A 10,201-nucleotide genomic window follows, 5' to 3' on the forward strand; every position below is an offset into this window, starting at 1 on the left:
CCGTCCCCCGCTGCCCGCAACCCGGCGGGGGACGGTTCCCGGATCAAACCGGCCCGATAAAAAGCAGGAGTGCATCGAAATGAGCGTCTCGACCCCAACCGACATCGCAGAAGTCAAGGAACGCAACCGGGCGTTGATCCAGGAAGTCCTTGAAGTCTATCCGGCGAAGACCGCCAAGCGCCGCGCCAAGCACCTCAACGTCCACGAAGAGGGCAAGAGCGACTGCGGCGTGAAGTCCAACATCAAGTCCATCCCGGGCGTGATGACCATCCGCGGCTGTGCCTATGCCGGCTCGAAGGGCGTGGTCTGGGGCCCGATCAAGGACATGATCCACATCAGCCACGGTCCCGTCGGCTGCGGCCAGTACAGCTGGGCCGCCCGCCGCAACTACTACATCGGCACGACCGGCATCGACACCTTCGTGACGATGCAGTTCACCTCCGACTTCCAGGAAAAGGACATCGTCTTCGGCGGCGACAAGAAGCTCGCCAAGATCATGGACGAAATCGAGATGCTGTTCCCGCTGAACAAGGGCATCACCGTCCAGTCCGAATGCCCGATCGGCCTCATCGGCGACGACATCGAAGCCGTCTCCAAGATGAAGAGCAAGGAATACGACGGCAAGACCATCGTTCCGGTTCGTTGCGAAGGCTTCCGCGGCGTTTCGCAGTCGCTCGGCCACCACATCGCCAACGACGCCGTGCGTGACTGGGTCTTCGACAAGTGCGAAGACAAGGAACCGCTGTTCGAGCCCGGCCCGTATGACGTTGCCATCATCGGCGACTACAACATCGGCGGCGACGCCTGGTCCTCGCGCATCCTGCTTGAGGAAATGGGTCTTCGCGTCGTGGCGCAGTGGTCGGGCGACGGCTCGATCGCCGAACTGGAAGCAACGCCCAAGGCGAAGCTCAACGTTCTGCACTGCTACCGCTCGATGAACTACATCTCGCGTCACATGGAAGAGAAGTACGGTATTCCCTGGTGCGAATACAACTTCTTCGGCCCGACGAAGATCGAGGAATCGCTGCGCAAGATCGCCACGTACTTCGACGAGAGCATCCAGGAAGGCGCCGAGCGCGTCATCGCCAAGTACAAGCCGCTGATGGAAGCGGTGATCGCCAAGTACAAGCCGCGCCTCGAAGGCAAGAAGGTCATGCTCTACGTTGGCGGTCTGCGCCCGCGTCACGTGATCGGTGCCTATGAGGACCTCGGCATGGACGTGGTCGGCACCGGTTATGAATTCGGCCACAACGACGACTATCAGCGCACCGCCCAGCACTACGTCAAGGATGGCACGCTCATCTACGACGACGTGACCGGCTACGAGTTCGAGAAGTTCGTCGAGAAGATCCAGCCGGACCTCGTCGGTTCGGGCATCAAGGAAAAGTACGTCTTCCAGAAGATGGGCGTGCCGTTCCGCCAGATGCACTCCTGGGACTACTCGGGCCCCTACCACGGCTACGACGGCTTCGCGATCTTCGCTCGCGACATGGACATGGCGATCAACTCGCCCGTCTGGAAGATGGCCCCGACGCCCTGGAAGAAGGACGACGGCGACTACATGGCCATCGCGGCCGAGTAACCGGATCTCACCAACTCATTTTACAGGAGGCTTAGATGCCCCAGGACGCAGAAAAGGTTAAGGACCACTTCGAGCTGTTCCGCGGTGAGGAATACACCGACATGCTCGCCCGCAAGAAAGCGGAATTCGAGAACCCGCACCCCGCCGAAGAGGTGGCCCGGGTTCGCGAATGGGCCAAGACCGAAGAGTACAAGGAACTCAACTTCAGCCGCGAGGCTCTCACGGTCAACCCGGCCAAGGCGTGTCAGCCGCTCGGCGCCGTCTTCGCCGCGGTCGGCTTCGAGAGCACGCTGCCCTTCGTGCACGGCTCGCAGGGTTGCGTCGCTTACTACCGCTCGCACTTCTCGCGCCACTTCAAGGAGCCGACCTCGTGCGTCTCCTCGTCGATGACCGAGGACGCGGCGGTGTTCGGTGGCCTGAACAACATGGTCGATGGCCTCGCCAACGCCTACAACATGTACAAGCCCAAGATGATCGCGGTCTCCACCACCTGCATGGCGGAAGTCATCGGTGACGACCTCAACGCCTTCATCAAGACGGCGAAGGAAAAGGAATCGGTTCCGCAGGAATACGACGTTCCCTTCGCTCACACCCCGGCTTTTGTCGGCAGCCACATCACCGGCTACGACAACGCCATGAAGGGCATCCTCGAGCACTTCTGGGACGGCAAGGCCAAGACCGTCGAACCGATGGTCCGCGTTCCCAACGGGAAGATCAACTTCCTCAACGGGTTCGATGGCTACGCGGTGGGCAACCTGCGTGAAGTGAAGCGCATCTTCGAGATGATGAAGATCGACTACACGATCGTGGGCGACCAGTCGGACGTCTGGGATACCCCGACCGACGGCGAGTTCCGCATGTACGACGGCGGCACCACGCTGGAAGACGCGGCCAACGCGCTTCACGCCAAGGCCACCATCTCGATGCAGGAATACTGCACCGAGAAGACCCTGCCGTTCATCGCCAACCACGGCCAGGAAACGGTGGCGTTCAACCACCCGATCGGCGTCGAGGCGACCGACAGCTTCATCATGGAAGCGGCCCGCCTCGCCGGTGTCGAAATTCCGGAAGAGCTGGCCAAGGAACGTGGCCGTCTGGTCGACGCCATCGCCGACTCGAACGCCCACATCCACGGCAAGAAGTTCGCCATCTACGGCGATCCGGACCTTGCTTACGGTCTCGCCAAGTTCGTGATGGAACTGGGCGGCGAACCCACCGTGGTGCTCGCCACCAACGGCGGCAAGGCCTGGGCGGCCAAGATGGAAGCGCTCTTTGCGTCCTCGCCGTTCGGCGCGAACTGCAAGGCCTATCCGGGCAAGGACCTGTGGCACATGCGCTCGCTGCTGTTCACGGAGAAGCCGGACTTCATCATCGGCAACACCTACGGCAAGTACCTGGAGCGCGACACCGGCGTGCCGCTGATCCGGATCGGCTTCCCGATCTTCGACCGGCACCACAAGCACCGGTATCCGGTGTGGGGTTACCAGGGTGGCCTCAACGTCCTCGTGACGATCCTCGACCGGATCTTCGAGCACATGGACGCGACCACCAACGTGCCCGCCAAGACCGACTACAGCTACGACATCATTCGCTGATGTCACGGATTTCCCCCGCCATTCCGGCTTTCGCAAGGATGGCGGGGGAAGGTTTCAAGCGCGACCGGGGAGCTTTTTGATGAGCAGTGTGAACCAGACCATCCAGGAAGTGTTCAACGAACCCGGTTGCGCGAAGAACCAGGCCAAGTCGGAAAAAGAACGCAAGAAGGGCTGCACCAAGCAGCTCCAGCCCGGGGGCGCCGCCGGCGGCTGTGCCTTCGACGGAGCGAAGATCGCGCTCCAGCCCATCACGGACGTGGCTCACCTCGTCCACGGTCCCATCGCCTGCGAAGGCAATTCGTGGGACAACCGCGGTGCGAAGACCTCCGGGTCCTCGCTCTACCGCACCGGCTTCACCACCGACATGACCGAGACCGACATCGTCTTCGGCGGCGAGAAGCACCTGTTCAAGGCGATCAAGGAGATCGTCGACAAGTACGCCCCGCCTGCGGTCTTCGTCTATCAGACCTGCGTCCCGGCGATGATCGGCGATGACATCGAGGCTGTCTGCAAGGCCGCGACGGCCAAGTTCGATACGCCCTGCGTCCCTATCCTCTCGCCCGGTTTCGTCGGCCCCAAGAACCTCGGCAACAAGCTCGCGGGCGAAGCGATCCTCAAGCACGTGATCGGCACACAGGAGCCCGAGTACACCACGCCCTACGACATCAACATCATCGGCGAATACAACCTTGCCGGCGAACTGTGGCAGGTGAAGCCGCTGCTGGACGAGCTGGGCATCCGCATCCTGTCCTGCATCTCGGGCGATGCGAAATACAAGGAAGTCGCCTGGTCGCACCGCGCCAAGGCGTCGATGATGGTCTGCTCCAAGGCGATGATCAACGTCGCCCGCAAGATGGAGGAGCAGTACGACATCCCCTTCTTCGAAGGCTCGTTCTACGGCATCGGCGACATGTCCGACAGCTTGCGCGAGATTGCCCGCCTGCTCATCGAGCGCGGCGCCGATCCCGAGCTGATGGACCGCACCGAAGCCGTGATCGCCCGCGAGGAAGCCCGCGCCTGGGAAGCCATCGCGCCTTACGCCGCACGCCTCAAGGGCAAGAAGGTCCTGCTCATCACCGGCGGCGTGAAGTCGTGGTCGGTGGTCGCCGCGCTGCAGGAAGCGGGTATGGAAATCGTCGGCACCTCGGTCAAGAAATCGACCAAGGAAGACAAGGACAAGATCAAGAAGCTGATGGGTGACGATGCCCACATGTTCGACGATCTCACCCCGCGCGAAATGTACCGCAAGCTGAAGACCGCCGAGGCGGACATCATGCTCTCGGGCGGCCGCTCGCAGTTCATCGCGCTCAAGGCCTCGATGCCGTGGATGGACATCAACCAGGAACGCCACTGCGCCTTTGCCGGCTATCACGGCATGGTCGAGATGGTGAAGGAGATCGACCGCACGCTCTCCAACCCGATGTGGGAACAGGTGCGCAAGCCCGCGCCGTGGGAAACTCCGGGCCAGATCAGCTGGCAGGACAAGGCCATGGCCGAGGGCGAGGAAATTGCCGCTGCGATGACGCCCGAAGAGGTAGAGGCGGAACGCCGCGCCGAGGGGCTCTGCAAGTGCAAGGCGGTCAATGTGGGCATGATCGAGGATGCCATTCTCGCCGGGGCTGCCACCCGTGAGGCGGTTGCCATGGCGACGGGCGCCTCGACCGGCTGCGGCGCCTGCGGTGTGCTGATCGACGAGATCATCGAAGAGGGGCCTGCTGCCTCCAGCGTGGCGGAGGCGGCATAATGGCGCAGCTGGTCAAGAACCCGAAGGCCTGCACGGTCAACCCGCTCAAGATGAGCCAGCCGATCGGCGGGGCGCTCGCGTTCATGGGCATGCGCGGGGCCATGCCGCTGCTACATGGTTCGCAGGGCTGCACCAGTTTCGGTCTCGTGCTCTTCGTGCGCCATTTCCGCGAGGCGATCCCGCTGCAGACAACCGCGATGTCTGAAGTTGCCACCGTGCTGGGCGGCTTCGAGAATGTCGAGCAGGCGGTGCTCAACATCGTCAAGAAGACCAAGCCCGAGATCATCGGCATCTGCTCGACCGGCGTCACCGAAGTGAAGGGCGATGACCTCAAGGGCTTCGTGCGTACGATCCGCGACCGTCATCCCGAACTCGACGATGTCGCGATTGTCCAGTGTTCGACACCGGACTTTTCTGGCGCGTTCGAGGATGGCTGGGCCAAGGCGGCAACGGCGCTGATCGAGGAGATCGTGCCCGAAGCGACCGTGGCTAAGCGCGACATGAAGCGCGTCAATGTGCTGCCCGGCTGCCACCTGACGCCGGGCGATATCGATGAGCTGCGCGACATCATCGAGGCATTCGGGCTGGAACCGACGTTCGTGCCCGACCTGTCCGGCTCGCTCGACGGCCATATTCCCGAAGATTTCACCCCGACGACGCTGGGCGGCGCCGGATGTGAGGAGGTCCGCGCGCTGGGCCACGCAGGCTGGACCATCGCGGTCGGCGAACAGATGCGGTCCCCAGCAGAGGCGCTCGAACGACGCAGTAGTGTCCCCTATCGTCTGTTCGAGCGCCTCACGGGCCTTGCCGCCTGCGACGAGCTGATCCTGTTCCTCAGCGAGATTTCGGGCAAGCCGGTTCCCCGCAAGTACCGCCGCCAGCGCGGCCAGCTGGTCGATGCCATGCTCGACGGACACTTCCACATCGGCGGCCGCCGCTTCGCCATCGGCGCCGAACCGGACCTGCTTTTCGCGCTGGTCTCGACGCTGGCTGAAATGGGCGCGGAGATTTCCTCGGCGATCACCACCACGACTTCGCCGATGCTGGCCAAGCTGCCCTGCGAGACCGTGATGATCGGCGATCTCGAGGACCTCGAGACGGCTGCGGCGGATGCCGACATCCTGATGACCCACAGCCATGGGCGTCAGGCAGCGGAGCGTCTGCACATCCCGCATTTCCGCATCGGTATTCCGATGTTCGATACGCTGGGCGCCGGGCACCTCGTTACGGTCGGTTACCGCGGCACCCGCGACCTCATTTTCGCCATCGGCAACATGCTGATGCACCGCCATCACGAGCCGTCCCCCGATGACTGGCGCGATGCCTGGCCGGTGGCCCCCGCCGTTTCCCAAGAGCCCGAAAAGGAGCTTGTCCCATGAAAGTCGCCTTTGCCACGCAGGACCTGGAACGGATCGATGCCCACTTCGGTTGGGCCAAGAACCTCGCGATCTACGATCTGACACCCGAGGGCTGGTCGCTCGACAAGGTCGAGTCCTTCACCGGCGATCTCAAGGAAGACGGGGACGAAGACAAGCTGGCGCCCAAGCTCGAAGCGCTGCAGGGGGTTTCGATCCTCGTCGTGGCCGCGATCGGCGGTTCGGGGGCGGCGCGCGTCGTCGCGCAGAACATTCACCCGATGAAGGTGCCGGAGCCCGAACCGATCGAGGGGATGCTCGAAAAGCTGCGCCAGGTCATCAGCGGCACGCCGCCTCCGTGGCTGCGCAAGGTGCTGGCCAAGGGCGGCGAACGCCAGTTCGATCCTGAAGGGCTTGATTTCGAAGAAGAGGAAGCGTGAGATGACTGAAGCTGTCGTTGAAACCCCGGTCGTCGAAGGCTTCGCCGCCGCGCTGGTGCGCCAGGTCCGCGCGCAGGACACACACGGTCACTGGGAGCGCAAGAGCGACTACCAGCTGCTCGAACCCTATCTCATGGACAAGGAAAAGCGCCGGGCGATCCCGATCATCGGCGATCCCGATCCCGACACACTGTGGCGCCTCGAACTGTTCTATGGCGCGATGTGCCTGGAGATCGAGCGGCGCACCAAGCGCATGGTCCAGCCGATGATGAAGATGAGCCATGAGGGCTTCGGCCGTATGGTCCTGATTGCCGGGCGTCTGATCGTGCTCAACAAGCAGTTGCGCGATGCGCACCGCTTCGGTTTCGACAACCTCGAAAAGCTCAATGCCGAGGCCGAGAAGCTGATCGGGCAGGCTGTCGACATGATCGAGAAATTCCCGGCGGTCGCCGACTACTGAGGGAGATTTTCCAGATGTCCGATGTCGAGACTCTGAAGGCCGAAGTGAAGAAGCTGTCGGCCAAGGCGATGCAGGCGAAGATGGACCTGCATGACCTGTCGGAGGAACTTCCGGTGGGCGTTGAAAACGTGATGGCCACGGCCGAGCGGGTGCGCGACAGCTATGCCGCACTCAACGCCAAGCGCGCCGAACTCAAGGCGCTGGAGACTGCGGCATGAACGCGTTCACCACCCGTGGCGGGCGCGACTGGAAGCCCGAATATCTCCTCTCGATCGATCCGGAGGCCTGCATCGGCTGCGGCCGCTGCTTCAAGGTCTGCGGGCGCGATGTGATGACCCTGAAGGGCCTCAACGAAGACGGAGATATCGTCGAACTTGATGACGACGACGATGACGAAGACATCGAAAAGCGCGTGATGGCGATGAACGACGCCGATGCCTGCATCGGTTGCGGCGCCTGCGCCCGCGTTTGCCCGACAAATTGCCAGACACACGCATTGGCCGCTTGATAATAGACAAAGACGGGCGGGAAGTTTTGGGAGAGAGCCGGAGGCATATGATGACCGGATGAGGGGAATAGCGATGGGACGTGCGGAATCGATTTACGCGGAGCTTCTCTGGCAGGGCGGAAACGCGCATGTGCCGGCCTTCGACGTCCACATCGCATCCTGCATCCTCGCTCTCGCGCTGTTCGAATCCGAGATCGAGGGAACCAGCCTCGCAGATGCCACGGGCCTCGATGGCGAAGAACTGAACGAGCTGTGCCGGCAGGTTTTCCCGCATGTCTCGCTGCCAGAAGCAGGCGATCCGGTGGTGGCCAAGGAGGAGCAGGCGCTGCGGGACATCCTCTGGATGAACTGTTCGGAAGCCTCCGTTTTCGAACTCCTGCTCACCCGTCTGATCGCGCGGCGCTGCCAGCGGCCCAATCATCTCTGGCAGGACCTGGGGCTGGCCAACCGCACCGAACTGTCGATGCTGATGCAGCAGCACTTCCCGCGCCTTGCCATGAAGAACAATGCCGACATGAAATGGAAGAAGTTCTTCTACCGCATGATGTGCTCGTCTGAAGGCTTCCGTCTTTGCTCCGCACCGGTCTGCACCGAGTGCGACGATTTCGAGGCCTGTTTCGGGGCCGAAGACGGTGAGGCGCTGCTGGCGCGCATTGCCAATGGAAAGCCGGTTGCGGCGGCAACCGTCATGGAGGGCCGGGCATGAGCGGCTGCGATATCGGGCCTGCCGTTTTCTCCGGGGATGCAGCGGAGGCCGCGATCATGGCCATGGTCCGGCGCTTCTATGACCTCTGTTTCGAGGATGCCCTGCTCGGGCCGATGTTCCGGGCTGAGATCGATGACTTCGAGGAGCACTATGGTTTCGTCGCCGATTTCTGGTCGCATGCGCTGCTCGGCACCGATCGCTACAAGCGCGGCACGCCCTATGTCCATCACACCAAGCTGACCGTCGAGGAAACGCACTTCGACCGCTGGATGGCGGCGTTCGAGGAGGCGGTGAACGAAGAGCTTCCCGAAGAGCTGGCAGGCCCCGCGATGCAGCGGGCGCGGCACATGACCGAGAGCTTCAAGATGGGCATGCTGCCGCTGCCCACGCCGAAGACCCGTCCGATGGGAGCTCCGGCATGATGGCGGATGAACTCTTCGCGGTCTGCGCGCTGGAAGACATCCCCAACCGCCGCGCCATTCCGCTGGTCCTGGCCCGCCGGAACGGCGAGGGCGATGTCGTACCCTGGCCGATCTTCATCCTGCGCTGGGGCCGCAATGTGCGCGCCTTCGAAAACCGCTGCCCGCATCAGGATACGCATCTCGACTGGGACCGCGGCGAATTCCTCGATGGCGAGGGCACGCGCATCCAGTGCGGCAAGCACGGCGCGCTGTTCGATCTGGGCAGCGGCGAATGCGTGCAGGGGCCGTGTCTGGGCCAGCGGCTGACGGCGATCGACGTCGAGATCGACAGCGAGGGCGACATCTGTCTTTCGGGTGTCGCGCTGGTCGAGGACGACGATTTCGACAGCGGGCAGGGGGCGGAGTAGAACTGCGAGATTGGCGGGATACCAAGGCTCTTGGCGAGGAACCCATGGCCTCCATTTTCGTCATTGCGAGGAGGCGAAGCCGACGCGGCAATCCAGAGCGAGCGCCAACCGCCCTGGATTGCTTCGCCCTTCGGGCTCGCAATGACGAAGGCAGGGAAGGGCAGCTTGGTGCAAATCGGCCCTAAAACATGCTGTTCGGGATACGCCGACATTGCTGACGTTCGTCGATATCGATAAAGTGCGGCAATGAGCCGTAAGCCCCCCAAGACTCCGCAAGAGAAAAAGGCGCTGAGTTTGGCGCGTGACCGGAGCGGATATTTTTTCGGTAATAACAAAGCTGCCCGAAAAGCGGTTCCACTGAGAAAAGCTCTAGAAAGCCGTCGGATACGCCACAAGAACAACCAAGCGGTATCTCAGATCGAATACGTAGATGATGCAGCGGTCGATCTCATCGAGAGCTCTGCTAGGCATGATGTAGCTAGAAAGGGCGGTTGGAGAAAAGGTGCAAGCGAGCCGCTTGGAGAATGCATCAAACGAGGGCTCGAAGCGCGGCGGGAGCGAGTTGGACGTAAAAGCCGTTCTCGCCAGTTCATCACAAACGACTGATAGCCCCGACATTGCCGTCCTACCGCCAAGATGATCAACTGCCAGCAGCGGTCGAACATTCAGAGCAACGGCAGAATTTCAACATTTTAATCCGGAAGGAGCCATTCCGGACGCGCCGACATTGCAGTCATTCTTACGGCTGATATGCTCGTGATATGTTAGAACCCGCGCGAACCACAATTGACGCAATTCCTGGCAGTATTGTCGCATTTCTGGCTCCCTTGGCGCTTTGGGTAAACGCGGTTTGGGTCTCCCCATTCCTAAAGACAAAGCGTCATGGTTTGTCTGGCTTGGTTGCTCTGGCCGCTGGCTTGTTGATGTTCACTGCAGTGGAAGTCGATCCTGCGCATTTCATTGCTCCCTTTGTTCTCGCGTG

At 62.0% G+C, this 10,201-nt stretch carries 12 protein-coding genes; all 12 read left to right on the forward strand.

What is annotated here, in order from left to right; all coding sequences use genetic code 11:
- Positions 1–79 precede the first annotated feature (79 nt).
- Positions 80–1,582 carry a nitrogenase molybdenum-iron protein alpha chain gene (nifD, locus tag MTR64_RS11105; RefSeq protein ID WP_243993761.1) on the forward strand — a complete coding sequence of 501 codons (1,503 nt, stop codon included), beginning with the start codon at positions 80–82 and terminating at the stop codon, positions 1,580–1,582.
- Between the two features lie 35 nt (positions 1,583–1,617).
- The gene (gene nifK, locus MTR64_RS11110) at positions 1,618–3,177 is read left to right on the forward strand and encodes a nitrogenase molybdenum-iron protein subunit beta (protein WP_243993763.1); all 1,560 of its coding nucleotides are present in this window, start codon (positions 1,618–1,620) and stop codon (positions 3,175–3,177) included.
- A 79-nt stretch (positions 3,178–3,256) separates the two neighbouring features.
- Positions 3,257–4,921 carry a nitrogenase iron-molybdenum cofactor biosynthesis protein NifE gene (nifE, locus tag MTR64_RS11115; protein ID WP_243993765.1) on the forward strand — a complete coding sequence of 555 codons (1,665 nt, stop codon included), beginning with the start codon at positions 3,257–3,259 and terminating at the stop codon, positions 4,919–4,921.
- Positions 4,921–6,300 carry a nitrogenase iron-molybdenum cofactor biosynthesis protein NifN gene (nifN, locus tag MTR64_RS11120; RefSeq protein WP_243993767.1) on the forward strand — a complete coding sequence of 460 codons (1,380 nt, stop codon included), beginning with the start codon at positions 4,921–4,923 and terminating at the stop codon, positions 6,298–6,300. The genes nifE and nifN overlap by 1 nt, the downstream gene beginning before the upstream one ends.
- Positions 6,297–6,716: a nitrogen fixation protein NifX gene (gene nifX / locus MTR64_RS11125; RefSeq protein ID WP_243993769.1), complete on the forward strand. Its 420-nt coding sequence runs from the start codon at positions 6,297–6,299 to the stop codon at positions 6,714–6,716. The genes nifN and nifX overlap by 4 nt, the downstream gene beginning before the upstream one ends.
- 1 nt (position 6,717) lies before the next feature.
- Positions 6,718–7,176, forward strand: coding sequence for a NifX-associated nitrogen fixation protein (locus tag MTR64_RS11130; RefSeq protein WP_243993771.1), 459 nt, complete (start codon positions 6,718–6,720; stop codon positions 7,174–7,176).
- 14 nt (positions 7,177–7,190) lie between these two features.
- Complete coding sequence (locus MTR64_RS11135; RefSeq protein WP_243993773.1) at positions 7,191–7,394, forward strand: CCE_0567 family metalloprotein; 204 nt, start codon at positions 7,191–7,193, stop codon at positions 7,392–7,394.
- A complete protein-coding gene (gene fdxB / locus MTR64_RS11140) occupies positions 7,391–7,684 on the forward strand; it encodes a ferredoxin III, nif-specific (RefSeq protein ID WP_243993775.1) in 294 nt (97 codons plus the stop codon). The genes MTR64_RS11135 and fdxB overlap by 4 nt, the downstream gene beginning before the upstream one ends.
- 73 nt (positions 7,685–7,757) lie before the next feature.
- Positions 7,758–8,390: a nitrogen fixation protein NifQ gene (locus tag MTR64_RS11145; protein ID WP_243993777.1), complete on the forward strand. Its 633-nt coding sequence runs from the start codon at positions 7,758–7,760 to the stop codon at positions 8,388–8,390.
- Positions 8,387–8,812, forward strand: a complete 426-nt coding sequence (locus MTR64_RS11150) for a group III truncated hemoglobin (protein WP_243993779.1) — start codon at positions 8,387–8,389, stop codon at positions 8,810–8,812. The genes MTR64_RS11145 and MTR64_RS11150 overlap by 4 nt, the downstream gene beginning before the upstream one ends.
- A complete protein-coding gene (locus MTR64_RS11155) occupies positions 8,809–9,219 on the forward strand; it encodes a Rieske (2Fe-2S) protein (RefSeq protein WP_243993781.1) in 411 nt (136 codons plus the stop codon). The genes MTR64_RS11150 and MTR64_RS11155 overlap by 4 nt, the downstream gene beginning before the upstream one ends.
- A 246-nt stretch (positions 9,220–9,465) precedes the next feature.
- Positions 9,466–9,825: a hypothetical protein gene (locus tag MTR64_RS11160; protein ID WP_243993783.1), complete on the forward strand. Its 360-nt coding sequence runs from the start codon at positions 9,466–9,468 to the stop codon at positions 9,823–9,825.
- The last annotated feature ends 376 nt before the right edge of the window (positions 9,826–10,201 follow it).

The sequence above is a fragment of the Novosphingobium album (ex Hu et al. 2023) genome (assembly GCF_022832385.1).
Lineage (GTDB): Bacteria > Pseudomonadota > Alphaproteobacteria > Sphingomonadales > Sphingomonadaceae > Novosphingobium > Novosphingobium album.